The 23722-nt window shown below is 69.8% G+C and carries 22 protein-coding genes and 1 other RNA gene; 17 read left to right on the top strand and 6 right to left on the bottom strand.

The window, feature by feature from the left end; translation table 11 throughout:
- Positions 1-23 precede the first annotated feature (23 nt).
- The 7 genes from QU602_RS10295 to rnpB all read left to right on the top strand — a co-directional run bounded on the left by QU602_RS10295 (position 24) and on the right by rnpB (position 6594).
- Complete coding sequence (locus tag QU602_RS10295) at positions 24-1625, top strand: multicopper oxidase family protein (protein WP_308796356.1); 1602 nt, start codon at positions 24-26, stop codon at positions 1623-1625.
- Positions 1622-3013 (top strand): Dyp-type peroxidase, encoded by a 1392-nt coding sequence (locus QU602_RS10290; protein ID WP_308796355.1) that lies wholly within the window; start codon positions 1622-1624, stop codon positions 3011-3013. Before QU602_RS10295 ends, QU602_RS10290 begins: the two co-directional genes overlap by 4 nt.
- A 2-nt stretch (positions 3014-3015) precedes the next feature.
- Positions 3016-3873: a phosphotransferase family protein gene (locus QU602_RS10285; RefSeq protein ID WP_308796354.1), complete on the top strand. Its 858-nt coding sequence runs from the start codon at positions 3016-3018 to the stop codon at positions 3871-3873.
- Entirely contained in the window at positions 3870-4490 is a 621-nt protein-coding gene (locus tag QU602_RS10280; protein ID WP_308796352.1) for a copper resistance CopC family protein, read from the top strand. The genes QU602_RS10285 and QU602_RS10280 overlap by 4 nt, the downstream gene beginning before the upstream one ends.
- A 9-nt stretch (positions 4491-4499) precedes the next feature.
- Entirely contained in the window at positions 4500-5318 is an 819-nt protein-coding gene (locus QU602_RS10275) for a Nif3-like dinuclear metal center hexameric protein (RefSeq protein ID WP_308796351.1), read from the top strand.
- Positions 5319-5355: 37 nt separating this feature from the next.
- The gene (locus tag QU602_RS10270; RefSeq protein WP_308796350.1) at positions 5356-6093 is read left to right on the top strand and encodes a zinc ribbon domain-containing protein; all 738 of its coding nucleotides are present in this window, start codon (positions 5356-5358) and stop codon (positions 6091-6093) included.
- Between the two features lie 125 nt (positions 6094-6218).
- Positions 6219-6594: RNase P RNA component class A (rnpB, locus tag QU602_RS10265), an RNA gene on the top strand.
- Positions 6595-6894: 300 nt separating this feature from the next.
- Here rnpB and ppgK read toward each other — a convergent pair.
- Positions 6895-7647: a polyphosphate--glucose phosphotransferase gene (ppgK, locus tag QU602_RS10260; protein ID WP_308796349.1), complete on the bottom strand. Its 753-nt coding sequence runs from the start codon at positions 7645-7647 to the stop codon at positions 6895-6897.
- Positions 7648-7718: 71 nt separating this feature from the next.
- Between ppgK and QU602_RS10255 the strand changes: the two genes are divergently transcribed.
- Positions 7719-7904 (top strand): SPOR domain-containing protein, encoded by a 186-nt coding sequence (locus tag QU602_RS10255; protein ID WP_308796348.1) that lies wholly within the window; start codon positions 7719-7721, stop codon positions 7902-7904.
- Positions 7905-7920: 16 nt separating this feature from the next.
- On the opposite strand, the gene panB is transcribed toward QU602_RS10255, so the two are convergent.
- Positions 7921-8814 carry a 3-methyl-2-oxobutanoate hydroxymethyltransferase gene (gene panB / locus QU602_RS10250; protein ID WP_308796347.1) on the bottom strand — a complete coding sequence of 298 codons (894 nt, stop codon included), beginning with the start codon at positions 8812-8814 and terminating at the stop codon, positions 7921-7923.
- A 146-nt stretch (positions 8815-8960) separates the two neighbouring features.
- Here panB and QU602_RS10245 point away from each other — a divergent pair, with 146 nt between their 5' ends.
- The 9 genes from QU602_RS10245 to QU602_RS10205 all read left to right on the top strand — a co-directional run bounded on the left by QU602_RS10245 (position 8961) and on the right by QU602_RS10205 (position 20061).
- Positions 8961-10298 carry a glutamine synthetase family protein gene (locus QU602_RS10245; RefSeq protein ID WP_308796346.1) on the top strand — a complete coding sequence of 446 codons (1338 nt, stop codon included), beginning with the start codon at positions 8961-8963 and terminating at the stop codon, positions 10296-10298.
- A gap of 12 nt (positions 10299-10310) precedes the next feature.
- Positions 10311-13337 (top strand): bifunctional [glutamine synthetase] adenylyltransferase/[glutamine synthetase]-adenylyl-L-tyrosine phosphorylase, encoded by a 3027-nt coding sequence (locus QU602_RS10240; protein WP_308796345.1) that lies wholly within the window; start codon positions 10311-10313, stop codon positions 13335-13337.
- Positions 13338-13419: 82 nt separating this feature from the next.
- Positions 13420-14634, top strand: coding sequence for an MFS transporter (locus tag QU602_RS10235; protein WP_308796344.1), 1215 nt, complete (start codon positions 13420-13422; stop codon positions 14632-14634).
- A gap of 161 nt (positions 14635-14795) precedes the next feature.
- Positions 14796-14996 (top strand): hypothetical protein, encoded by a 201-nt coding sequence (locus QU602_RS10230; RefSeq protein WP_308796343.1) that lies wholly within the window; start codon positions 14796-14798, stop codon positions 14994-14996.
- 647 nt (positions 14997-15643) lie between these two features.
- A complete protein-coding gene (locus QU602_RS10225) occupies positions 15644-15877 on the top strand; it encodes a hypothetical protein (RefSeq protein WP_308796342.1) in 234 nt (77 codons plus the stop codon).
- 134 nt (positions 15878-16011) lie between these two features.
- The gene (locus QU602_RS10220; protein WP_308796341.1) at positions 16012-16812 is read left to right on the top strand and encodes an ATP-binding cassette domain-containing protein; all 801 of its coding nucleotides are present in this window, start codon (positions 16012-16014) and stop codon (positions 16810-16812) included.
- Between the two features lie 71 nt (positions 16813-16883).
- Positions 16884-18314 (top strand): amidohydrolase family protein, encoded by a 1431-nt coding sequence (locus tag QU602_RS10215; protein ID WP_308796340.1) that lies wholly within the window; start codon positions 16884-16886, stop codon positions 18312-18314.
- 20 nt (positions 18315-18334) lie between these two features.
- Entirely contained in the window at positions 18335-19153 is an 819-nt protein-coding gene (locus tag QU602_RS10210) for an Atu4866 domain-containing protein (protein WP_308796339.1), read from the top strand.
- 65 nt (positions 19154-19218) lie between these two features.
- On the top strand, positions 19219-20061 hold the full coding sequence (locus QU602_RS10205; protein ID WP_308796338.1) for a helix-turn-helix domain-containing protein: 843 nt from the start codon (positions 19219-19221) through the stop codon (positions 20059-20061).
- Positions 20062-20101: 40 nt separating this feature from the next.
- Here the strand turns inward: QU602_RS10205 and QU602_RS10200 are convergent, their stop codons facing one another.
- The 4 genes from QU602_RS10200 to QU602_RS10185 form a co-directional block, all read right to left on the bottom strand.
- Positions 20102-20743 carry a TetR/AcrR family transcriptional regulator gene (locus QU602_RS10200; protein ID WP_308796337.1) on the bottom strand — a complete coding sequence of 214 codons (642 nt, stop codon included), beginning with the start codon at positions 20741-20743 and terminating at the stop codon, positions 20102-20104.
- Positions 20744-20825: 82 nt separating this feature from the next.
- Positions 20826-22328 (bottom strand): carboxylesterase/lipase family protein, encoded by a 1503-nt coding sequence (locus QU602_RS10195; RefSeq protein WP_308796336.1) that lies wholly within the window; start codon positions 22326-22328, stop codon positions 20826-20828.
- A gap of 647 nt (positions 22329-22975) precedes the next feature.
- Positions 22976-23278 carry a hypothetical protein gene (locus QU602_RS10190; RefSeq protein WP_308796335.1) on the bottom strand — a complete coding sequence of 101 codons (303 nt, stop codon included), beginning with the start codon at positions 23276-23278 and terminating at the stop codon, positions 22976-22978.
- Positions 23279-23329: 51 nt separating this feature from the next.
- Positions 23330-23533, bottom strand: coding sequence for a hypothetical protein (locus tag QU602_RS10185; RefSeq protein ID WP_308796334.1), 204 nt, complete (start codon positions 23531-23533; stop codon positions 23330-23332).
- Positions 23534-23722: the final 189 nt, after the last annotated feature.

Below are 23722 nucleotides of genomic sequence, written 5' to 3'. Positions count from 1 at the left end.
CCAGCCCTTCGTACCGTGCTCGCATGACCACCGGCCCAGCCGCCACCGAGTGCGCCACTGCAACCACCCGTGAACCCGAACAGCACCGTGCCCAGCGGTGGCGCCGCGGCCGGATGGCCGGTCCGGCGATTCTGCTCGGAGCCGTGCTGATCACGGTCGCGACCACCTTCACGGCGTGCGTCTTCGATGCGAACTTCGGCCAAGGCGGGTCTCCGTTCACGCCGAAGGATCCGCCGGCGTTCGACACGGCGCTGCCCATCCCGCCGCTGGCCGAGTCCGAAGTGGTCGACGGCGTCCGCGTGTTCTCGCTGACGGCCGGCGAGGGGGAGATGCGGTTCGTCGACGGCATGACCACCCCGACATGGGGGTTCGATGGCGACTATCTGGGCCCGACGCTCCGGGCGCACCGGGGCGAGCAGGTGGCGGTCGAGGTGGAGAACGAGCTTCCGGAGACCACGACCGTGCACTGGCACGGGATGCACCTGCCGGCCGCCATGGATGGCGGGCCTCACCAGCCGATCGAACCGGGTGGCCGGTGGCGTCCGGAATGGCGGATCGATCAACCGGCGGCGACGCTCTGGTATCACCCGCACCCGCACGGACAGACGGAGGAGCACGTGCTCCGTGGGCTGTCGGGCATGTTCATCCTGGAGGACGAGTCGAGCGACGACGTCGGGCTGCCTGCCCAGTACGGCGTCGACGACATCCCGCTCATCGTGCAGGACAAGCGATTCCGATCGAACGGTGAGTTCGACTTCGACGCCCAAGGCAATGAGGTGGGCCTGCTCGGGAACGTGATCCTCACGAACGGCGCCTGGGGCTCAGTGTTCAATGTGACGACGGAACTCGTGCGGCTGCGCATCCTCAACGGGTCCAGCGCAAGGACCTACGACTTCGCCTTCGACGACCGGCGCGCGTTCTCGCTCGTCGCCACGGACGGAGGGCTCCTCGGCGCCCCGCTGGCGACCGATCACGTGCGACTGTCACCCGGCGAGCGCGCGGAGATCGTGGTCGGGGTCGCGCCCGGTACGCAGACCATGCTGCGGTCGCTGCCGCCGGACCTCGGCGAGGTCGCGGCCCCCTTCGCGTACGGCGGGACCGACGAGTTCGATGTGCTGCTGCTCCGAGCTGCAGCGGAGTTGCAGCCCTCCGCACCGTTGGCCGAACGCTTCGCCGAGATCGACCGATTCGTCGAAGCGGACGCCGACACCACCCGGACGTTCAGCGTGCAGGACCGCGAGATCAACGGGCGCCGCATGGACATCGGCCGCATCGACGAGGTCATGCAGGTCGACTCCACGGAGCTCTGGGAGGTCACGAACCGCGACCTGTTCCCGCACAACTGGCACGTGCACGACGTGCAGTTCCAGGTGCTCGACATCGACGGGGCCGAACCGCCCCCGGAACTCCTGGGCTGGAAGGACACGATCTACCTCGAGCCGAGACGGCAGTACCGCATCATGATGCGGTTCGAGGACTACGTCGACGACGAGAAGCCCTACATGATCCACTGCCATCTCCTGCTCCACGAGGACGAAGGACTGATGTCCCAATTCGTGGTCAGTCGGGGCGGCCCGAGCCGGAACACGGACCCCGGCGACGCGAACGGAGGACACGGACATTGAACGACGACCACGACGACCACGACGACGACCACGACCGGGCGCAGGCCGATCTGCCACAGCGGAGGTCCGTCACGCTCTCGCGTCGGGCGCTGCTCGGATCCACCGTGGCGACGGTCGGCGCCGCCGCCGCGGGCGGCTTCGCGGCGGGCGGCTTCGCCGCGGGACACCTGATCGCGCCCCGCTCTCCGCCGGAAGCGGTGGCGGCGAAGGCCGCCGTGGTGCCGGCCTCCGGGGTGCACCAGGCGGGCATCGACACCCCGCAACAGATCTACGCGACACTGGTCGCCGTCGATCTCACCGTCGGCGATGCCGCGACGCTCCGGAACCTCCTGCAGGATCTGACCGAGACGATCGCCCGGATCACGCGAGGCGAGGACCCGCCGCCGTCGCCGCTCTTCCCGCCCGGCGCGTCGGTGCCGACGGACTTCGCCACGGGTCTCTCGCCCGCTCGGCTGACGGTCACCGTGGGACTCGGCCCGAGGGTGTTCACGCTCCCCGGCGTCGAACGGCCGGCTCCGCGACGGCTTCGCGAGCTCCCCGCCTTCGATGGCGACGGGCTCGACGCGAGGTGGTGCGACGGCGACCTGCTCTTCCAGATCTGCGCGGACGACCCGCAGGTCGTCAGCGCGGCGATGCGATCGATCCGCGCGCGTATCCCCGGGTACGCGACGTTGCGGTGGACACAGTCCGGATTCCTCGGCGTGCCGGCGGACGGCGGTACGCCACGCAACATGTTCGGGCACAAGGACGGAACCTCCAATCCGCGCCTCGGTTCCGCCGAGCTGGCTGAGACCGTCTGGGCCCTCGACGACGAACCCGAGTGGTTCGCCGGAGGCACGTACCTCGTCTTCCGCAAGATCCGGATGAAGACGGCGGACTGGGATCTGACCGCCCGGGACGAGCAGGATGCCGTGATCGGCCGCCGCCGCTCCGACGGCGCACCGCTCACCGGGAAGGCCGAGTTCGACGAACCGGACCTCACGGCACGGTCGGGCGCTGACCCGGTCATCGCGACCGACGCCCACATCCGCCGCGTCCGGGGCATTCCGATGCTCCGGCGCAGCTACACCTACGACTACGGCCAGCTCATCGCGACCGCGGGCGGCAGCCCCGACCCGACCACGCCGGAGACCCAACACGAGCACGCCCCCGGCACCCCGGAACACACGCACGGTGGGCACGGCGCGATCGACGTGGGACTGTTGTTCTGCGCCTACGGGAACGATCCCGACGAGCAGTTCATCCGTGCCCAGCGCCGCAGCGCCGAGCAGGATCGGCTCAATCGGTTCGTCACCCACACCGGCAGTGCGATCTTCGCCGTCCTGCCTGGCTTCGGCGACGACGGATACCTCGGGGACACCCTGCTCCGAGGGCGGGGAGGAGGGTGAACGTGCACCTCGAGGACGTCGATCGGACGATGCTCGCCGAGATCGGACGCCGGCACGGGCTCTGGGATGCGGACCGGGAGCCCGAGCTCATTTCGCGCCGTGCCGAGAACACGACCTTCGCGGTGGGCGAGTGCATCGTCAGGCGCAGTACGGACCCCCGTGCGCTCGCTCGCGAGGTCGCGCTGCTCGGTGCGCTCGCGGCGTCGACGACCGTGCCCGTTCCGATCCCGCTGATGTACGACCCCGACCTCGGCGTGTTCGCGTACCGGCGACTCACCGGCACCCCGCTGATCCATCTGCGGAGCCGGGAGTCGGAGCCGGTGGAGCGCGCGCTGATCGACGTGCTGGGAACGCTCCGGGCGCTCGGAGCCGCGCACCTCCTCCCGGCCGACCCCTACCCGAACGAGGCGTGGCGCCGGGACGCCCTCGACGCGTTCGAGACGATCCGTCCGCACCTCACCTCCGAGCAGGCACGACGCATTGCGGAGTCCTTCGACGAAGCCCCTCCGCCGGACCGAGGCGACGTGATCGCGCAGCACAACGACCTGGGCGCCGAGCACATCCTCGTCGATGACGTCGGTCGGGTGACGGGCGTCATCGACTGGACGGACGCCGCTCGTGCCGACCCCGCCCGCGACCTCGGATCGATCTACCGGGACCTCGGTCCCGGCTCCGCCTTCCGCGTGAGCGAGGCGCTCGGGCAGCCGGTCACGGATGACGAGGCCTCCCGCATCCGATTCCACGCGCGCTGCACGTGGATCGAGGACGCCGCGTTCGCGCTCGCGGCGCCGACCTCGAGGCAGGCCTATCTCGACAACGTCCGGCACACGTTCGGCCACACCTTCGGGCCCGCCAGATGAGCCGCCGCCGAAGCGGACCGCGCGCCGCGACACTCGGCGCGGCCGTCGCCGTGCTCGCCGCGCTGACCGCCGGCCCGAACGCCTGGGCGCACGCCGAGCTCATCTCGACCGCGCCGGCGCCCGGCGAGCCCGTCGCGGGGGCGCCCACGGAGGTCACGCTCACCTTCTCGGAGGATCTGCTCACCGCCGGCGCCGAGGTCCTCGTCACCGACCAGAACGCCAAGGACCCTCACGATCTGGCTGCGAGCGATCCCGTCGTCGACGGGTCCGTCGTCACGGTCGAACTCGAGCCCCTGGCCGACGGCGACTACGAGGTCATGTGGCGCGTGGTCTCGGCCGACGGCCACCCCGTCCTCGGCGCGTTCTCGTTCTTCGTGGGCGCCGCCGCCGCGCGCACGCAGCCGGCGCCCGGGGTGCCGAGCTTCGAACCCGACACGCCCGTCGCGCACGAGGGGGCCGACCCGCTCGGGAGCGGCCTGGTGACCTGGCTCGTGCTGCTCACGCTCGCGGCGGGCGCCGCCCTCGGCATCGCGTGGTGGCTGATGATGGTGCGTCGCCGGCATCGCGGCACACGTCGGTGCGAGCGACGCCGCGGGGCGAGGGCACTGGGCGGCTAGGCTGAACGGGTGCCTGTGCAGCTCCGCGAACTCCTCGACACGATCGAGCGGCTCTGGCCGATCGCGGGCGCGGAGGGCTGGGATGCGCCGGGGCTCGTGACCGGTGACCCGCAAGGCTCCGTCTCGCGTGTGCTGCTCGCGGTCGACGCGGTCGCGGCGACCGTCGACGAGGCCGTCGACTCGGGCGCCGACCTGCTGCTCACGCACCATCCGCTGCTCCTGCGCGGTGTCACCAGCGTCGCCGAAGACCGCTACAAGGGCGCGCTCATCGTGCGTCTGATCCGCGCGAACTGTGCACTGATCGCGGCGCACACGAACGCCGACGTCGTCGAGGACGGCACGTCGGCGATCCTCGCCGACCGGCTCGGGCTGACGGATGCCACGCCCATCGTTCCCGGCCTCGAGCCCGCTCGCGGGCTCGGCCGGGTCGGCCGACTCGCCGAGCCGACCACGCTCGGCCGGTTCGCGCGTGGACTCGCCGAGATCCTGCCGCCCACCGCGACCGGGGTGCGTGTCTCGGGCGGCTATGACGACGTCGTCGAGACGGTCGCCGTCTGCGGGGGAGCCGGCGACTCGCTGCTCGCGCACCCCGCGGTCCGCGCTGCCGACGTGTACGTGACCGCCGATCTCCGGCACCACCCGGCGTCCGAGGCACGTGAGCAGGCGCTGCTCGGCCGCGGCCCGGCGCTCGTCGACGTGTCGCACTGGGCCAGTGAATGGCTCTGGCTCGACCGTGCCGCCGCACAGCTCCGTGCGGAGCATCCCGACCTCGAGCTCGCCGTGAGCGAGCTGCGCACCGACCCCTGGGACTTCCAGGTGGTGCAATGACGGCGCACCCGACCATCCCGATCCTCTGGAGGACCACGTGAAGGCCACTCCCACCGAACAGCAGGAGCTGCTCAGGCTCCAGGCCGTCGACACCCGGCTCGCGCAGCTCGCGCACAAGCTCGGATCGTTGCCGCAGGCCGCTCCGCTCGCCGATCTCGCGAAGCAGGACGACGCCGTCCGGCGTTCGCGGGCCGAGGCGTTCGGCGCGCTCGAGGACACCAAGGCCGAGCTGGCGAGGTTCGAGTCCGACGTCGCGCTGGTCGAGGCGCGCATCGCGCGCGACAGTGAGCGGCTCACGCACACGTCGTCGATGAAGGACGTCAGCGCGCTCGAGGCCGAGCTGGTCTCCCTCCGCAAGCGCTTGTCCGACCTCGAGGACGCCGAGCTCGTGGTCATGGAACGCGTCGAGCAGGCGACGTCGGCCGTCGCGGCCATCGACGATGAGCGGGCGGCGATCGCCGTCGCGCAGAGCAAGCTCGAGGCCGAGCGCGACGAGGCGGCCGCGGGTCTCGCGACCGACCGCGATCACGCCGAGCGGGATCGCGCCGTCATCGCCGGCGGCGTGCCCGAAGGACTGTTGGCCTTCTACGAGCAGCGGCGCGCACGCGGCGGCGGTGTCGGCGCCGCGCTGCTGCAGCACCGCACCTGCGGCGGGTGCACGATGACGCTGACCGGGTCGGACCTCGAAGCGGTGCGCCGCGCCGCGCCCGACGACGTGCTGCAGTGCCCCGAGTGCGACCGCATCCTCGTGCGCACCGACGAGTCGGGGCTCTGACCGAGACATCCGTCGTCGCGCGCTCCGCGCCACTTCTGCGGGTCCGCGCCAGCAGTGATGGCGCGGACCCGCAGAAGTGGCGCAGCGGGAGCAGGCCTCGGCGTCCGCTAGCCTTGAGAGGCGAGTGGGTCGGCAAGACGGCCGCGTCGCCCGAGCGATCGGGCGCCGAGGAACGTCCGGGCTCCGCAGGGCAGGACGGTGGGTAACACCCACCCGGGGCAACCCGCGAGACAGTGCCACAGAGAACAGACCGCCACGGGCTCCGGCCCGCGGTAAGGGTGAAACGGTGGGGTAAGAGCCCACCAGCGGCCGCGGTGACGCGGTCGGCTCGGTAAACCTCGTCCGGAGCAAGGCCAGACAGGGAACCATGGGGCTGCCCGCCCCGTTCCCGGGTAGGCCGCTAGAGGGCTACGGCAACGTAGTCCCGAGAGAGATGGCCGTCCAGCCGGTGTCGCGCAAGCGCCCGGTGAACAGAACCCGGCGTATCAGCCGGCCCGCTCGCACCATCTCCAGGCGGCCGTCCCCGTTGATCGAGGAGAGACGAAGGAGCGTCTCGAGATCGGTCTCGACGCGGCAGCGTGCGCCTCGACCGACGGGGCGCCTCGACCAACGGGGCCGTGCGCTCAGCGGTCCTGGTCGTCGAGGCGCGCCTCTTCCTGGCGCTCCTCGCGCTCGCGCTCCGCCTCGCGGTGCTCGCGCTCCTCGCGGATCTTCTCCTCCGCCGGGGTCTTGTTGCTCATCTCGTTCTCCTGACACGTCAGTCACGGCCGACCGGCCGTGCATACCACCGTATCGAGCGGCTCAGCGCGAGGCGAGCGACGCGGCCCCGAGGATCCCGGCGTTGTTGCGGTGCACCGCCGGGACGATCGGCGTCTTCAGGTCGAGGAGCGGCAGGAAGTGCTCCTGATGCTTGGACACGCCGCCGCCGACGATGAACAGGTCGGGGGAGAACAGGAACTCGACGACCGAGTAGTAGCGCTGCAGGCGCTCGGCCCAGTCCTCCCACGAGAGCGACTCGCGCTCCATCGCCGAATAGGCGGCGCGACGCTCGGCGTCATGGCCGTCGATCTCGAGATGCCCGAGCTCGGTGTTCGGAATGAGCACGCCGTCGTACAGGAATGCGCTGCCGATGCCGGTGCCGAGCGTCGTCAGGATCACGAGGCCGTCGACGCCCTTGGCCGCACCGAACCGGGTCTCGGCGTAGCCTGCGGCATCCGCGTCGTTGATGAAGTGGATGTCGCGCCCGAGCTCCTGCTCGAACATCTGCTCGGCCGGCAGGCCGATCCACTCGTCGGAGATGTTCGCCGCGGACAGCGTGTGCCCGCGCTTCACGATCGCCGGGAAGCAGACGCCGATCGGCAGGCGCGGGCCGGCCGGATCGTCGAACTCGGCGAGGAGCTCGCGCGTCGCCTTGAGGATGTCGGCCGGTCGGCCGCCCTCAGGAGTCGCCAGCTTGCGCCGGTCGGAGACCAGGTCACCGGTCGCAAGATCGACGACCGCAGCCTTGATGCCTGTGCCGCCGATGTCGATGCCGATCGCGTGGGATGTCGCCATGGCGTCACCCTATCGCGCCACGCGCCCGCAACCCGCGGCCCAATGTACCGTCACGGGCATAGGATCGGCCTATGGCCGAAGATATCGAGCACCAGTACTGGTACAACATGCACACCGGTGAGGTGGAGTACGGCTTCGAGTCGCCGTCCGTCGACCGCGTCGGCCCGTTCGCCACTCGCGAGGAGGCCGAGCGCGCGCTCGAGATCCTCCGCGCGAACAGCGCGAAGTGGGCCGAGGAGGAGCGCGCCGAAGACTAGCGCTCGGCGCTCCGCCTCACTCGTACGAGTGTGAGGCGTCGGGATAAGTGCCGTCTGCGACGTCGGCGACCCACGCCTTGGCGGCACCGCTCAGGATGCCCGCGAGGTCGGCGTACTGCTTGACGAACTTCGGGATGCGTCCGGTCGTGAGCCCCGCCCAGTCGGTCCAGACGAGGAGCTGCCCGTCGGTGTGCGGGCCGGCCCCGACACTGATCGTGGGGATGGACAGGCGCTCGGTGACCTGCCTCGCGGCATCCGCCGGCACCATCTCGAGGACGACCGCGAACGCGCCCGCCTCTTGGACCGCGATCGCGTCGGCGAGCAACTGGTCGAGGCCTTCGCCGCGACCCTGGATCAGGTGGCCGCCGAGCCCGTGCTCGCTCTGCGGTGTGTAGCCGACGTGGCCCATGACGGGGATGCCGGCCTGCACGATGCGATGGATCTGCTTGCGGCTGCGTTCGCCGCCCTCGAGCTTGACCGCATGCGCGCCGGTCTCCTTCATGAAGCGGATCGCGGTGTGCAGCGCCTCCTCCGGCCCGTTCTCGTATGACCCGAACGGCATATCCGCGACGACGAAGGCGCGGGTCACGGCGCCCGCGACCGCGCGGGTCAGCGGGATCAGCTCGTCGATGGTGACCGGCAGCGTCGTGTCGTAGCCGAGCACGGTGTTGCCGGCCGAGTCGCCGACCAGCAGGAAGTCGATGCCCGCCTCGTCGAAGATGCGCGCCGTGAGCTGGTCGTAGCTCGTGAGCCCCGTGATCTTGATGCCCTCGCGTTTGGCGTTCTGGAAGTGCCGCGTACGGACCCGCTTCGGACCGGCGACCTTCGCCGCAGCGCCGCCGTACGGGGTCTGCTCACCCGCGTGCGGAGCGGTCGCGTCGGCGTTGACGGGGTTGGACTCAGGAGGCATGGCCACAGTCTCGCACACGGCCGAACACCGCCCGCCCGCCCGCGGCCACCCTCCAGGCGGGGGCGGGTGACGCCGTGTCGCGGCGCTGCGCGGTGCGGTCCGGCGCCCGCGAGCCAGTACGCTGAAACGAGCGAGGAAGGGTGTGCATGGACAAGCAGCGGGACTTCGTGCTCCGGACCATCGAGGAGCGAGGGGTCAAGTTCGTCAGGCTCTGGTTCACCGACGTCGTGGGCACGCTGAAATCCGTCGCGATCGCGCCCGCCGAGGTCGAGGGCGCATTCAACGAGGGCATCGGTTTCGACGGTTCGGCGATCGAGGGCCTGAGCCGCACCTATGAGTCCGACCTGCTGGCGTACCCCGACCCGACGACGTTCCAGACGTTGCCGTGGCGCGGCGAGATCGACCCCACCGGGCGCATGTTCTGCGACATCACGACGCCCGATGGCGAGCCCGCGGTCTCCGACCCGCGCAATGTGCTGAAGCGCACCCTCGCGCGCGCAGCCGACCGCGGCTTCACCTTCTACACGCACCCCGAGATCGAGTTCTACCTGCTCAAGTCGTCGAAGTACGGGTCCGAGGGGCCGGCGCCCGTCGACTCAGCTGGGTACTTCGACAATGTCCCGGGCGGCACCGCTCACGACTTCCGCCGCCGCTCGGTGCGGATGCTCGAAGACCTCGGCATCTCCGTCGAGTTCAGCCACCATGAGGCCGGTCCCGGCCAGAACGAGATCGACCTCCGGTACGCCGACGCGCTCACGACGGCCGACAACATCATGACGTTCCGCACGGTCGTCAAAGAGGTGGCGATCGAGCAGGGCGTGTACGCGACGTTCATGCCGAAGCCGTTCTCCGACTATCCGGGCAGTGGCATGCACACGCACCTCTCCCTGTTCGAGGGCGACGCCAACGCGTTCTACGAGGCGGGCGCGCAGTACCAGCTGTCGAAGATCGGCCGACAGTTCATTGCGGGTCTGCTGCGGCATTCGCGCGAGATCTCGGCGGTCACGAACCAGTTCGTGAACTCGTACAAGCGCATCTGGGGCGGCGACGAGGCACCCAGCTTCGTCTGCTGGGGGCACAACAACCGGTCGGCGCTCGTGCGCGTGCCGCTCTATAAGCCGAACAAGGGCCAGAGTGCGCGCGTGGAGTACCGCGCGATCGACTCGGCCGCGAACCCGTACCTCGCATACTCGCTGCTGCTCGCCGCGGGACTCAAGGGCATCGAGGAAGGCTATGAGCTTCCGCCCGAGGCCGAGGACAACGTCTGGACGCTGAGCGACAGCGAGCGGCGCGCGCTCGGCTACGACCCGCTGCCCGCGAGCCTCGATCACGCGATCGAGTTCATGGAGGAGTCGGAGCTCGTGGCCGAGACGCTCGGCGAAGAGGTGTTCAGCTTCGTCCTCGCGAACAAGCGCGCCGAATGGCGCGACTACCGCGCGCAGGTCACGCCCTTCGAGCTGCAGCGGAACCTCGAGATCCTCTAGACGAGCAGCCGGATGTCTCGTCGCACGAGCCTGCTCGGCGCGCTGGCGCGCGCCGGATTCGACGACCTCGATCGAGCCTCGGCCGCACTCGGTGAGCTTGCGGAGACGAGCGGGGTCGCGCCCGACACTCTGATCACGGTCTTCGCGGTCGCGGCCGATCCAGACGCCGCCGTCGCGGCCACCATGCGGTTGCGCGAACGTGCACCCGAGGCGGTCGACCGTCTCCTCGACGATCCGCGCGCCGCAGAGCGGCTCGCGCGGGTCACGGGCGCGTCACGTGGCCTGGCGGAGTTCTTCGAACGGCACCCGAGCGAGCTGGTGCTGCTCGCCGAGGAGCCGCGCGCACCCGAACATCAGCCGTCCGCGACGGCACGGCTCATCGAGGCGGTCGCCGAGGCGAACAGCGACGGGGTCGACCTCGACCGGGCGACCAGGGCCCTTCGCACGCGGTATCGGCGCCTGCTTGCGCGCATTGCGGTCTGGGATCTCACGAGGCCGAGCGCGGTCGAGGCCGTCGACACGATCGCCGAGGGGCTCGCCGATCTCGCGGGCGCGGCGCTCGACGCGGCGCTCGAGCTCGCACGCGCCGAGATCGGGAGACGTCCGGGCGAGCCTGCGGCGCCGGGTAAGTACCCGGTGGCCGAGGTCGAAGCGACACGCCTCGCGGTCATCGGCATGGGCAAGGCCGGCGCGCGCGAGCTGAACTACGTGAGCGACGTCGACGTCATCTACGTGGGGGAATCGGCCGACGACGAGGTCGTCGCCACGGGGCGCGCGATCGAGATCGCGACCCGGCTCGCCATGCTCGCCCAGCGCATCATCGGCGAGGCCGGCGTGGAACCGCCGCTCTGGGAGGTCGACCCGAACCTGCGCCCCGAGGGCAAGGATGGTGCGCTGGTGCGCACGCTCGAGTCCCATGTGCAGTACTACGACCGGTGGGCGAAGGGCTGGGAGTTCCAGGCGTTGCTCAAGGCCCGCCCGCTCGCGGGCGATCGCGAGCTCGGCGGGAGGTACCTCGCGGCGGTCGGGCCGAAGGTGTGGGGGAGCTCATCCCAGGACGGCTTCGTCGAGTCGGTGCAACGCATGCGTGAGCGCGTCACCGCCCACATCCCGGCGGACGAGGTCGACGTGCAGCTGAAGCTCGGTCCGGGCGGGCTTCGTGATATCGAGTTCACGGTGCAGCTGCTGCAGCTCGTGCACGGAGCATCCGATGACTCGATCCGGCAGCCGGGCACGCTGCCGGCGCTCGCGGCACTCGCGGCCGAAGGGTACGTCGGGCGCGAGGAGGCCTCCGAGTTCGCGCTCGACTACCGGATGCTCCGGGTGCTCGAACATCGCATCCAGCTGTCGCGGCTCCGCCGGACGCATCTCATGCCGACGTCCGACCAGGAGCTGCGGGTCCTCGCTCGCGCCTCCGGGCTGGGGCGCAATGCGGGCGAGCTCACCGCGACCTGGCAGGCGACGCGCCAGCGCGTGCGCGGCCTGCACGAGCGACTGTTCTACCGCCCGCTGCTCTCGGCGGTCGCCGGGCTGCCCGCGGGCGGGCTCGAGCTCACGAGTGTGCGGGCCGAGGCGCGACTCGCCGCGATCGGGTTCCGTGACGCGCGCGGCGCGCTCGCCCACATCGGTGCGCTCACGGCGGGCGTCTCGCGGCGGGCGACCATCCAGCGGCACCTCATGCCCGTGCTCATGTCGTGGTTCGCCGAGGGGGCCGATCCGGACTACGGGCTGCTGGCGTTCCGGCGATTGAGCGACACGCTCGGCGGCACGCACTGGTACCTGCGACTGTTGCGCGACTCGTCCGATGCCGCGATGCGCCTCACCCGGGTGCTCGCCGGGTCACGCTTCGTCGGTGAGCTGCTCGAGCGCACACCCGAGGCGGTCGCCTGGCTCGAGGACCTCGACGAGCTGCGACCGCGGAGTCTCGCGTCGCTGCGCGACGAGACGCGTGCGGTGCTCGCACGGCATGCGACGGCGGATGCCGCGGCGAATGTGCTGCGCGCCATGCGACGCCGCGAGGTGCTGCGGCTCGCGCTGGCCGGCATCCTCGATGTGTGCACGATCGAGGAGCTCGGGCACGGGTTGAGCGACGTGGCCGAGAACCACATCGCGGGGGTCGTCGAGGCGATCCGCCGACCCGGCCCCGACGGCATCGAGTCCGACGGCCTCGAGTTCGCCGTGATCGGCATGGGCCGCTTCGGTGGGCGGGAGCTCGGCATCGGCTCGGACGCGGACATCATGTACGTCTACCGCGCCGTGGGCGATGCGGCTGAGACGGCGCACCCGCGCGCGCAGCGCATCGTCGCGGAACTGGTGCGCCTCACCGAGGACGCTCGGCTGCCGTTCGATCTCGACGCCGGCCTCCGGCCAGAGGGGCGGAACGGCGTGATCGTGCGCTCGCTCGAGGCGTACCGGGCGTACTACGCGCGCTGGTCGCTCACCTGGGAGGCGCAGGCCCTGCTGCGTGCCAGGGGCGTCGCGGGGGATGCCTCGCTCATCGCGGACTTCACGGAACTCGCCGACACGGTGCGATACCCCGAAGCGATCTCCGAGCGCGACGTGCGCGAGGTCAAGCGCATCAAGGCGCGCGTGGAGAACGAGCGGCTGCCGCAGGGCGCCGATCCGGCCCGCCACCTGAAGCTCGGGCGCGGCTCCCTCTCCGACGTCGAGTGGTACATCCAGCTCGTGCAACTGGAGCATGCGGCGAAGGTGCCGGCGCTCCGCACGACGTCGACGCTCGATGCGCTGACGCAGGCCGTCACGGCCGACCTGGTGGCCGCCGAGGATGCGGAGACGCTGCGCGCCGCCTGGATCCTCGCCTCACGCGCCCGTTCGGCGCTCACGCTCTGGCTGGACAAGACGACCGACGTGCTGCCCGTCGACCGGCCCTCGCTCGAGGGCGTCGCGCGCATCATGGGCTACCCGCCGGGCTCCGCGAGCCAGCTCGAGGAGGACTACCTCGCGGCGACGCGCCGGGCGCGCGCGGTCTTCGAACGCGGGTTCTACGGCGTCGAGCCGCGCCGCGAGCCGAGTCGCTGAGGCATCCGTTCGCGACATCCCACGCGGCATCCGACGCGGCAGATGCGTGCGGTCCGGAGCCGCCGACCGGCAGAATGAGCGCGTGAGCATCGGTCACGCACGCGGGTTCTGGGTCGTCGCGGCCGGATTTCTGCTGTTCATGTCGTACTCGACGGTGCCGACGCCGCTCTATCCGCTCTACGAGCGCGCCGACCGGTTCCCGGTCTCCGTGATCACCGTGATCTTCGCGGCGTACGCGCTCGGAGTCATGGTCGCGCTGGTGCTGGCCGGGCATGTGAGCGACCGGGTCGGCCGGCGGAAGGTGCTGGTGATCGCGACCCTGGTCGCCGCAGGCTCGGCGGCGATGTTCCTCATCTGGCAGCAGGAGGTCGCCGGGCTCATCGCCGCGCGCCTGGTGAACGGCGCGAGCATCGGCCTGTTCACGGCGACCGCGACCGCGTACCTCGGTGAGCTTCGCGCGGCGGCCAGGCCGGGGGAGTCGCCGGTCTTCGCCGCCTCGATCGCGAGCGCCGCGAACCTCGGCGGGCTCGCGCTGGGCCCGCTCGTCGGCGGGCTCTTCGCCGAGACGCTGCCTGCTCCGCTCGTGCTGCCGCATCTCGTGTTCCTTGTCCTCCTGCTCGCGATCGCGCTCGCATTCATGCTCGTGCCCGAGACGGTGCCGAGGCCGGAGACGCGGGTCGCCTACCGTCCGCAGCGGCTCTCGATCGCGCCGGCCGCGCGAGCGGTGTTCCGGCCCGCGGCGTTCGGTGCGTTCGCCGGGTTCGCGGTCTTCGGTCTGCTCTCGTCGCTCACGCCGACGTTCCTCGTCGAGACGTTCGACGAGGGTGATCACCTCGTCGCCGGTGCCGTGACGTTCGCCATCTTCGGCGCGTCGGCGTTCGGCCAGCTCGCCCTCGGGTCGATCGCCCTGCGGACCCAATTGATGCTCGCTGCGATCGCCTGCGGCGCGGGACTCGTCGGTGTCGCGATCGGTGCGGTGGCCTCGCTGCTCGCCGTCTTCATCGCAGGCGGCGTGATCGCGGGTCTCGGCGTCGGCGTCCTCTTCAAGTCTGCCGTCGCGACGGCCGCCACCGTCGCGGACCCACAGCGCCGCGGCGAGACCCTCGCCCTGCTCTTCCTCATCGCCTACTCTGGCGTCGCCTTCCCGGTGCTCGGGCTCGGCGCCGCCCTCGTCGTCGCACCGCTCGTGCCGGTACTCGTCGTCTTCACCGCGCTCGTCCTCCTGGCAACGGTCGGGGCCGCACTCGCGATGCGCCGGCGCGTCGCCGACGCGGTACCGACAACAGACGAGCGATGAGATGGGCGTCCCCGCTGATCTGAGCGACCGAGTCCCTCGCTCAGATGCCGGGGGTCCCGATCCGGAATGTCAAGGCCTGCACGCGTGAACTGGCGACCTCTACCGTGGAAACGGAAACACGCGCAGCATTTCGCTTCGCCTTGAGATTGGGAGGTACTCCTTTGGCCATCTCTGTTCGCCGCATCACTGTCGGCTCGCTCGCAACCGTCGGCCTCGCCGGCGCGTTGGCCCTCGCCGGGGCGAGCGCCGCATCTGCCTCGGGAGGCGGGGAGGTCGTCGTCCGTGACAACGGCCAGGCGTGTGTGGCCGTCTGGAAGAACGCGGACGGCAGCTACACCGACTACCGGTACCAGAACTATTGAGCATGACCCGGCGCGCGGTGTGACCTGACGTGCCGAAGGACCCTCCGGGCGCGCTCGGAGGGTCCTTCTTCGTCGTCAAGCGCGGCTGACGCGACCGCTCGCGGACGCCCGGCGTGACATCGCACCGCGGTTGATGCGCTCGGTGTCGTCAACAGACCAGGCGACGGCGCTCGAACGCAGCTCGTGTTGGGCGTTCCTCCCGAAAACCCCGTGATTCCGGGAAAGTAGGGCATTAGTCAGGGTCCTACTCGTGGACACTTCGGGTAGTTTCTGGCCACTTAATGGACACCTGTCCCGCCATCTGCGGCGCCCCGGGGCAGTTCGGAGATCCCGAACGTTTGACCTCTCCACGCTACGTGGTCCGTCGCATTGGACCGAGTTCGGCGCTTCTCGCGCGGCCGGCCTTCGGTCTGGCAAGAGTGTGGACCCACCTCAGTCACACTCTGAGCGCCGTCATGGCCTCGTCCGTCCACACAGAGAGCGGCTCGATCCTGGGGCTTGGGAGGCTCTGCAACTTGTGCGCAGTTTGCACAGGTTCACTGGAGGTCGTACCTCGCGACGGCTCTGAGTCTCCATCAAGTTGGTCAGTCGCGAGGACAGCGGATCAGAATCGCCCGCAGTCGGAGCCTCTCGCTACAGTCAAAACGATGGTGGACACGAAGCAGACGAAGACGATCGGCGAGCATCACGTTGCTGCCGAGCTGGCGCGGCGCGGATGGGCGCCGGCGCTCACCCGCGACGGCCTCGAGCGCACTGACATCCTTGCGGTACTGGCCGAAGGACATCAGCGGCGACTGGTCGAGATTCAGGTGAAGGCCGCGCGTGGATCGAAGGTCGATGGAATCAGCTGGCCGCTGGGCTCCAAATCCCGCACGACCTGACGTTGCTCCCACGAAGCTATGTTGTGCCGAGGATCCATAGGGTGCAGCAGGCCGCTCCTCTGCCGAAAGTCATGGGTGGGAGCGGTGACTTCCCGCACGCGCGAAACCGGTGCGCCCATTCCTAGCGTGAAAGCATGAATACGACCGAACCCGCGATCCTCGCCGAAGGGCTCGCGAAACACTACCGGCAGACCATCGCCGTCGCCGACGTCAGCCTCCGCGTCGAGGCCGGTGAGACGTTCGGGATCCTCGGTGCGAACGGGGCGGGCAAGACCACGACCGTGGAGATGATCGCCGGACTCCGGGCACCCGACCGCGGCCGGGTGCGAGTCCTGGGCCTCGATCCTCGCCGTGACCGCGCCCGAGTTCGTCAGGTCCTCGGCGTGCAGCTCCAACAGGCGTACCTGCACGGTGCGCTACGCGTGTCCGAGCTCCTCGAGCTGTACCGGAGCTTCTATCCGAACCCGCGCCCCGCCGCGGAACTCCTGGACATGGTCGCGCTCGACGAACAGCGCGGCACGCGATTCGAGAAGCTCTCCGGCGGTCAGCAGCAGCGGCTCTCGATCGCGCTCGCCCTCGCGGGGCGGCCATCCCCGGCGATGGTGCTCATCGCGCAGGTGGTCGTGAGCGTCATCCAGGCCGTGTTCGGCATCGCGCTCGCGCTCACCGTCGCCGCCGTCGCCTTCGGGGCGAACCCGCCCGTCCACCTCGGGGTCGCCGTCGGGGTCGGCCTGCTGGCGATGCTCGCCATGTACAGCGTCGGCATGATGGTCGCCGCCGTGGCGCCCACGCCCAACTCGGCGGTGGCGATCGGCCTCATCGTGTTCTTCGCGTTCGGCGCCCTCGGCGGGATGTTCGGCGGCCGCGACGCGCTGCCCGAACCGCTCACGACCCTCGGCGGGGTCGTCGCCGCGCTGCTCTTCCGCTGGGAGTGAGCGGGGGTGTCTCACGTCCTGGGTGCGGTGCGGCCTTCCGCGGCATCGCGAGGAGGCGGAGGCTGATGGTCATGATCACCGCTTTGTCCGGCCAGCTGGACTCGACCGACCAGAGCCAGAGCTTCGACGCACTGCAGCGCTCTGCTGCGGACCCCGAGCGCCTCGTGCTGCTCACCGGGGCGACCGTCGTCACCATGGACCCCAGCCTGGGAGTCCTCGAGCGTGGCAGTGTGCTGATCCGCGGGTCTCACATCGTCGACGTGGGCCGAGATCTGCAGCTCGACCAGGCGATCACGATCGACGTCTCAGGGAGCATCGTCGCGCCGGGCATGATCGACACCCACCGACACGCGTGGCAGGCGCAGATGCGCCGAACGATCCCCGACGTCGACGACCTGATGGGTTACCTCCAGGCGACGCTGGTGCGGGTCGCCCCCGCATACGGGCCGGAGGACATCTCCATCGGCACCCGTCTCGCGGCGCTCACCGCCCTCGACGGCGGCATCACCACCATGCTGGACTTCTCGCACAACGCTCGCACCGGTGCACACTCGGATGCCGCGATCACGGCGCTGATGGAGTCCGGCATCCGTGGGGTGCACGCGTCGATGGCGCCCCACTTCGGGGACTGGGACGGACAGTGGCCGCACGATCTGCACCGACTGCGGTCAACCTATGTGCCGTCCGACGATCAGCTCGTCACCCTGCGGCTGGCCGCGCTGGCCACCCCCGACATCGCAGGGGAGCGACTGGCCTTCGGTCCTGAGCTGGCCGAACTCGCCCGCGACCTCGACATCGGTGTCAGCCTGGATGTGATGTTCGGCCCGGCGGCGTCAGCGGCCATCGTCGATTGGGAAGCGCAGGGACTTCTCGGGCCGCACATCGAATCGATCCACTCCACAGCACTGTCGGGGCGGGCATGGGCCGCGATGCGCGATCACGGCGTGACTGTCTCGCTCGCACCCACGTCCGATGCGCAGATCGGGTTGGAAGATGGCGTTCCACCCGTCGACGAGGCACTCGCTCACGGCATCCGCCCCGGCCTTTCGGTCGATGTGGAGGTCGCACTCGCCTCTGACCTGTTCACGCAGATGCGGGGGTTGCTGACGATTCAGCGGATGCGTGCCGTGAACGCCGCATACGGCAGCCTCGAGGAGCCGCTCCGGATCACCACGCACGACGTGTTCGACTTCGCGACGCTGTCCGGCGCGCGTACGTTGCAGCTGCACGATCGAGTCGGATCGATCACACCGGGCAAACAGGCTGATCTCATCGTCGTCGACGCGGAGGCGATCAACACGATGCCGTTGCACGACGCCATCGGCACACTCGTCCTGGGTGCCGACCGGGCGAACATCTCCTCGGTGTGGGTGGCGGGGCACGTGCGCAAGTGGGGCGGTCAGCTCGTCGGTGTGGATGTCGATGCACTGCGTGCGCAGGTCCACGATTCCGTCGCGGCGATCGCTGGGCGTCTGGCCGCCACCGAGGCTCGCGATCAGTGACCACCGACGCTGGAGCACGCATGGCACGTCGTCCTCGCTCGTATCGCGCCGCCCGCTCGTCCGTCGTGAGCACCGTCGCGGCTGCGGCGATGGCGCTCCTCACCGCGTGCGACGGTGGCCGCGGAGCAGATCCCACGCCCACGCCCGCGACCGCGCCCCCGACCTCGGCCCCGAACGCCGACCGACGACCGGAGCAATCGATGCATGATGGTGCGGCGGGAGTCCTCGTCGTCATGGGCGCACTCGTGATGCAGACGGACGGCGGTGCGGCGGCCGGTGAACTGCGGATCTCCGATGGTGTCTTCGTGGACGGAAGGCCCGCCGGCGACGCCGCGGTGGTCGACGCCGGCGGCGCCCATGCGGTGCCGCTCATGGTGGAGAGCGCCCTGGCCGAACGCCCCGACGCCCAGCGCGCGATCTACGACCTGCGGCCTGGCAATCCCGCCACCTTCGCGGTGATCCGGCGTCCGGTCAGCGAGTCCCAGATCCGCCGGATGCTGGTGGTCGACCCCGACGACCTGGTGGCCGTGTATGTCGGGGGACACCTCGAGGCCTGGGAGGGTGCGCCGACCCGCACCGCCGGCGACGACTTGATCGACCCTGCGGCCGAGGCCCGCTGGGTGGGGACGTGGGAAGATCCGGGCCGCGGACTGCAGCAGCATCTGACCGCGGAAGGTCGATACTCCGAGACCCGGGGTGGCCGAGCGAACGCCTACACCGGCCGGTACTGGGTCCGCGATGAACGCATCACCTACCTCGACGACTCGGGATTCTGGGCGTTCGGCGAGATGCTCGACGGCACGCTCCACCACGCCGGGTTCGTCATGACCCGTGAATGAGCGCCGGTACAGCCGGGGTGCGCCACGCCCTGGCACGGCTAGAGGTTTCGACCTACGGTCGAAGCATGACTTCCGCCCTCGGCACCTATCTGAAGACCCGTCGCGGACAGGTCCAACCCGCCGAGGTCGGGCTCGAGACGAACCCCGGGCGGCGAGTTTCCGGATTGCGGCGTGAGGAGGTGGCGATGCTCGTCGGGATCAGCGTGGACTACTACACGCGCCTTGAGCAGGGTCGCGAGACCCATCCTTCGCCATCGGTGCTCGACGGGCTCTCGAACGCGCTGCACCTCGACGCCGATCAGCGCGAGTACGTCTTCCGGCTCGCCGGACTGGCGCCCGTCATCAGACCCGCGACCGCCGCACCCGTGCCGCAGCCGCTGCGAGACCTGCTCGATGCGTGGTCGCAGACCCCGGCGATGATCATCGATCGCCAACTCAACGTCCTCGCACACAACCCGCTCGCCGGTGCGTTGCATTCGGCGTTCGAGCGCATCGACAACCTCCCGCGCATGATCTTCGTGGATCCTGCGGGACGGGACTTCTACGTGCACTGGGAGCGCGCCGCCGAGTCCTGCGTCGCGAGTCTGCGGCTGGCACAGTCATATGTGGCATCCGCCGATGAGGTGCGACGGCTGGTCATCGAGACGTCGGCGGCCAGCGATGCCTTCCGGGCGCTGTGGGCGCGCGCGAACGAGGTGCGCGGCAAGACCCACGCCGCCAAGGCGTTCCATCATGCCGCGGTCGGGGGACTCGTCCTCGACCATCACGCCTTCGAGGTCCGCGGTGCGCCGGGAACCCAGCTCATCGTCTACAGCGCGGCCCCCTCCTCGCCCAGCGCGGAGAAGCTGCAACTGCTCGCATCACTGCACGTGACGCAGGGGCTGCGTGGAGGGCAGGCCGCTCGGTGACGCGCACACGCTGCTCCGGGGCCACCGGTCGGCGAGTTCTTCAGGAGGTGGGTGAGCGTGCGGATGTCGGCGATGAACCCGTCGGCCGTGTCGAGCCCTTCTGGACGCGCGGCGGCTCGGCTTCCCGCGAGCTGAGCGGAGTCGGCTCGCGGCTGATGCCGGCGATGCAGATCTCGAGCCATCGTCTCCGTTCGAGCGGTGCCAGGTGCGTGGGGGCGGTGTTCATGAGGAGCAGGACGTCGTCCGCCGTCACACCCGGGTTCAGGTCACCGTCCGCGGAGGCGGACGCGACGAGCGCACTCAGGGCGGTTCGGGCACGGTCGTCTTGGTCGACGGTGGCGTGCGTCTCGTTCAGTGCCGCCGCGGCCTGTTTGAGCGCCCGGTTGGTCGCTGCGGTCTCGAGGAAGTCCTGCAGCAGGGCGACGATGGCCCGATGCGCATCGCTCGGTCTCGTGAGGTGCTGGGCGGCCTCCTCCGCCTGAGCGATGAGGGATTCGATGTACTCGGTGAGGATGGCGTGAACGAGATCGGCTTTCGTCGGATAGTGCCGGTAGAGGGTCCCGACGCCCACGCCGGCGACCGCGGCGATCTGTTCCATTGGGACGTCGGGTCCGTGGCTGCTGATCTGCTCACGGGCCGCGTCCACGATCCGCTGTTGATTGCGGCGGGCGTCGGAACGCATCATTCTCCTTCGCTGCCGGGCTCTCTCGCGTGCGCTGTGTGACGAGCCTATCCGGGGCTCGGCCCGGGGGAGCCGGTCAGGATCAAGGCCGTGCGGTCGCGCGAGTCGAGCTCATCGTAGAAGCGAGGATGGGTGCTTCGTCGATGGTGGTGTCCGCGGCGAGGCGGTGCACGCGGCGGTGGTGCGCGTCGTACTCACCCCAGGGGATGCGGCCGTCGGCGGCGAACTCGAGCCAGGTGCCGTGGATCCTGGTGGCGAGTCGCTGCGGCGGGTTGGTGCCGAGGATGCCGCGCTTGCCGGTGACCGAGGGCAGCGTGTCGAACACGAACGCGATGTCGGTGCCGTGGGCCGCGCCGAGGCGCCCGCCGCTGGCGGGTGAGTCCCAGTCGAACTCGTAGAAGAACGTGCGTCCCCGGTGTGCCCCGGCGTACTCCCGGGCGGGCCCGCGGAATGCCAGGTCTCCAAGGATGCGGGACATGACGACTCCGCCGCGAGCCCGACGATCCTGTTCCCGGTAGGCGTGCATCAGCTCGTCCGCCTCGGGCGTCAGGCGACGCAGGATCAGCCGGGCCAACCACGTCGGGGCGAGGACCGCTCGCAACGGCGCGGTGGTGAAGTTGAACTCGTCCTCGGTCGTGCCGATGAGCAGATCGACCTCCTGACCCGCTCCGTCCTCGAGTGCGTCGAGGGGATGCAGCGGCAGTACGTCGTCACCGAAGACCGGGTTGATGACCGTGAGCCCGAAGCCGGGCACGAAACCCGTGTCATCGCGCAGATCGACCGTTCCGGGCCGCGACGCCCGGCCGAGTGCGGCCAGCGCAGCCTCTGGGGGCGCTGACCGGAACCCAGCCACGGTGGCGGGCACGTCGAGAAGCTCCGCGATCTTCCGGGTCAACCGGTGTGCGATGGCCACCGGATACACGGCCGAACCGTGCCCGCTCTGCACGATCGCTCGGGCGAACAGTCCCGTCGACAGCGGGCTGGACAGGAGGCAAGCGACCGCGATCCCACCACCCGACTCCCCGAAGACGGTCACGTTGGACGGGTCGCCGCCGAACGCCTCGATGTTCGCCTGCACCCAGTGCAGCGCGGCGAGCATGTCTCGGAGGCCCAGGTTGGTCGGCGCGTCCGGGATCGCCAGGAATCCTTCGACACCGAGGCGGTAGTTGATGTTCACCGCGACGGCGCCGTCCCGGGCGAAATTCCGGCCGTCGTATACCGCTGCGTCCTTCGTGCCGAGCGTCAACCCACCGCCGTGGACGTACACCATCACGGGGTGCCCCGTCCCCTCCATCGGCGCCCACACGTTCAGGGTGAGGAAGTCGTCGCCCCGCCGCCACTCGGCGCCCGTGATCGGGAACATGTCGATGCCGGCGCACCGGTTCGCGCCACGCTGAGGCGCCGTCGGACCGGGATCGACCGCCTCCCGCACGCCCGCCCATGGCGGCACCGGCTGTGGGGCAGCGAACCGCAGCTCTCCGACCGGTGCGGCCGCGTAGGGGATGCCCAGGTAGGTCGCGACCCCCTCCTTCGCCACTCCTCGCACTCGTCCTGCTTCGGTGGTCGCGATTGTCGTGCTCGTCACGCGCGTGCCTCCAGGTCTCTCGACGTCGATCCGATAAACGGAACCTACATTCACCATAATAGTGAATCATGATTCCGTTTATCTCAACCCCGGAGGAGAGATCGAACGGCGATGCATGAGTGGGACGGCCCGGCCCTGTCTGGGGCGCCCGGACGTCGGGGAGGTGCTCGCCTCCGCCGCGGCATGCTCGAGACCCGACACCCGCACGTCGCAAACGACAGAGCCCCAGTAGCAACCAGCACTCCACGGGAGGAACCGGTAGCCACTGGGGCTCTGAACGGCTGAGGCCGAAGCTCGTGCGACTACGGAAGCGCCACGCGGTGCTTCGCGTCAGCCGCGGGCTGCTGCGGGGCGATCACACCCGTAGTACAGCTCGTGCGGGAATCGGGAACCCGTGGGCACGGATTCGGGCAGATTCCGGCGCCCACGGACTGAGTACGCGGGAACTCCTGGCGTCTGGGCAATCGTGGAGAGACATCTGGATAGGTGAGGGCCGGGGCTAGAAACGGGCGATTGGGAGTGGGGCGCCCGCCGCCGCCGTCGCGCACAAGACCCCGGCCACCTGAAGTTGGCGGAGCTGTGCCTCGCCCCAGCACGCTGGTTGCGCTGTTAGAGACGAAGGGGTCGAGACGCATCCATGCGCAGCATCACCAGTAGATGGCGATGATCTCGACGTCCACGAGATTTTCGTTCTCGGGAGGCTCGGACTCCTGTGGCGATCGGGTGGTCGCTCCGTTGCCTGCGAGTGCTGGGAAGAGCGGGAAGGCCCGACGAGAGTCGAGCCTGCTCGCGAATTGGAAGCCCACGCCGCGCACCGACGGCGACTCCAGTGAGGTCTGTGATGCTCCGCCGCACAAGGCGAACGCGCTGCTCTGCTCGGATGCTGAGCCTGATCGATGCTTCAGCGTCTCGATCAGCTCGACGACGACGCCACGTTCAGAATCGGTCAAATCTTCCCGGTTTTGCCGGGTAGATGGTCCTCATGCCGTGACTTTGAAGGGCTAACGCGCGGTCGGGACCGGCTTGCGCTCGCTCATCCATTCGGTCGAGGCGTCATCCGGGTACCAGACCTGCCGGCCGAACTGGACGAACGGGAGCCCGCCGGCGCGAGCACGCGATGCCTCCAAAGTGCGAGACGGCACATCCAGGTACTCCGAGAGCTCGAGGGTCAAGAGGAGACGAGGCAGCTTGCTCTGTGTAGTCATGGTCCCTCTATGCGCGGTCGTTCGCCGGCGCCCGAGCCAATGTTCAAGTGTGGACTTCTTGTACTCAGCGCGAGTGAGAGTTCGTCAAGCGCGCCCAACGCGCGTCGTTGTTGGGGGAGTGCGCAGAACGCGCACGGGAACGACTGAACCCCGGTCCATCTGGTCTCAACTAGGAGATTCCAGCAGGAG

It is taken from the genome of Agromyces protaetiae, assembly GCF_030866785.1.
Lineage (GTDB): Bacteria > Actinomycetota > Actinomycetes > Actinomycetales > Microbacteriaceae > Agromyces > Agromyces silvae.
The sequence above is the reverse complement of the archived record's forward strand: the minus strand, read 5'-3'. Positions and strand labels throughout refer to the sequence as shown.

Excerpts from the sequence above, each read along its gene's own strand:
- QU602_RS10295 (WP_308796356.1), top strand. The coding sequence starts at position 24 with ATGACCACCGGCCCAGCCGCCACCGAGTGCGCCACTGCAACCACCCGT.
- QU602_RS10280 (WP_308796352.1), top strand. The coding sequence starts at position 3,870 with ATGAGCCGCCGCCGAAGCGGACCGCGCGCCGCGACACTCGGCGCGGCC.
- ppgK (WP_308796349.1), bottom strand. The coding sequence starts at position 7,647 with ATGGCGACATCCCACGCGATCGGCATCGACATCGGCGGCACAGGCATC.
- QU602_RS10255 (WP_308796348.1), top strand. The coding sequence starts at position 7,719 with ATGGCCGAAGATATCGAGCACCAGTACTGGTACAACATGCACACCGGT.
- panB (WP_308796347.1), bottom strand. The coding sequence starts at position 8,814 with ATGCCTCCTGAGTCCAACCCCGTCAACGCCGACGCGACCGCTCCGCAC.
- QU602_RS10245 (WP_308796346.1), top strand. The coding sequence starts at position 8,961 with ATGGACAAGCAGCGGGACTTCGTGCTCCGGACCATCGAGGAGCGAGGG.
- QU602_RS10240 (WP_308796345.1), top strand. The coding sequence starts at position 10,311 with ATGTCTCGTCGCACGAGCCTGCTCGGCGCGCTGGCGCGCGCCGGATTC.
- QU602_RS10225 (WP_308796342.1), top strand. The coding sequence starts at position 15,644 with ATGGTGGACACGAAGCAGACGAAGACGATCGGCGAGCATCACGTTGCT.
- QU602_RS10220 (WP_308796341.1), top strand. The coding sequence starts at position 16,012 with ATGAATACGACCGAACCCGCGATCCTCGCCGAAGGGCTCGCGAAACAC.
- QU602_RS10215 (WP_308796340.1), top strand. The coding sequence starts at position 16,884 with ATGATCACCGCTTTGTCCGGCCAGCTGGACTCGACCGACCAGAGCCAG.
- QU602_RS10210 (WP_308796339.1), top strand. The coding sequence starts at position 18,335 with ATGGCACGTCGTCCTCGCTCGTATCGCGCCGCCCGCTCGTCCGTCGTG.
- QU602_RS10205 (WP_308796338.1), top strand. The coding sequence starts at position 19,219 with ATGACTTCCGCCCTCGGCACCTATCTGAAGACCCGTCGCGGACAGGTC.
- QU602_RS10200 (WP_308796337.1), bottom strand. The coding sequence starts at position 20,743 with ATGCGTTCCGACGCCCGCCGCAATCAACAGCGGATCGTGGACGCGGCC.
- QU602_RS10185 (WP_308796334.1), bottom strand. The coding sequence starts at position 23,533 with ATGACTACACAGAGCAAGCTGCCTCGTCTCCTCTTGACCCTCGAGCTC.